General features: G+C 52.3%; 1 protein-coding gene and 4 tRNA genes. 1 reads left to right on the top strand and 4 read right to left on the bottom strand.

Going from position 1 to position 755, the window contains the following annotated elements; translation table 11 throughout:
- Positions 1–270 (top strand): hypothetical protein (locus ACTQ1N_RS12700; protein WP_441957012.1); only part of this gene is annotated, 270 nt, incomplete at its 5' end.
- A 73-nt stretch (positions 271–343) separates the two neighbouring features.
- Here the strand turns inward: ACTQ1N_RS12700 and ACTQ1N_RS12695 are convergent.
- The 4 genes from ACTQ1N_RS12695 to ACTQ1N_RS12680 all read right to left on the bottom strand — a co-directional run bounded on the left by ACTQ1N_RS12695 (position 344) and on the right by ACTQ1N_RS12680 (position 716).
- A tRNA-Leu gene (locus ACTQ1N_RS12695) sits at positions 344–429 on the bottom strand.
- A gap of 36 nt (positions 430–465) precedes the next feature.
- A tRNA-Asp gene (locus ACTQ1N_RS12690) sits at positions 466–539 on the bottom strand.
- A gap of 7 nt (positions 540–546) precedes the next feature.
- A tRNA-Ile gene (locus ACTQ1N_RS12685) sits at positions 547–620 on the bottom strand.
- Positions 621–644: 24 nt separating this feature from the next.
- Positions 645–716: transfer RNA gene (locus ACTQ1N_RS12680), tRNA-Asn, on the bottom strand.
- Positions 717–755 lie beyond the last annotated feature (39 nt).

The raw sequence follows: 755 nt of genomic DNA, 5'->3' as shown, positions 1-755 counted from the left end.
GAGGGAAGTCTATGGTCTACACAAGTAATCGCGACGGAGGTGGCTCAGTTCCTTCCGGACACCTGGCTCACCCGCCACCGGAAGGGCGGCTCCGCCGCACCGGAATATTCACCACTTGAAACGATCAGCCGCCATCTCGGCCACTCCGACGGTCATACTACCCGGGATGTCTATTTTCATATCACCAAACGCATGGAAGAACATGACCGCCGGCTGCTTGACACTGTCAAGCTTTTGCAAACCAACAGAGATTTGCTAACTTTTTGCTAACCGAACGATTCCTAAGACATGAAAAAAGCCTCAGAAATGCCGTAAATACGGTACTCCTGAGACTCTTATTCTATGCCGCAGACCGGGATCGAACCGGTACGAGTGTCTCCACTCATGGGATTTTAAGTCCCAGGCGTCTGCCAGTTCCGCCACTGCGGCTTAAAAAAACAGGACAGGCGAATCGCCTGTCCCATACGACCCAGACCGGGTTCGAACCGGTGACCTCCGCCGTGACAGGGCGGCGCTCTAACCAACTGAGCCACTGGGCCACAATAATGGATCCTCGGGGACTCGAACCCAGGACCGATCGGTTATGAGCCGACTGCTCTAACCAACTGAGCTAAGGATCCAAGTATCGAAAATCTTTTTCCAAGCTCCCCAAGTAGGGCTCGAACCTACAACCCTTCGGTTAACAGCCGAATGCTCTACCATTGAGCTATTGAGGAAAACTGCACAACACTTATTATGTCACAAGAGAAGTCATA

It is taken from the genome of Porcincola sp. LCP21S3_C12, from assembly GCF_052118625.1.
Classification (GTDB): domain Bacteria; phylum Bacillota; class Clostridia; order Lachnospirales; family Lachnospiraceae; genus Porcincola.
This window is presented reverse-complemented; position numbering and strand designations above follow the sequence as displayed.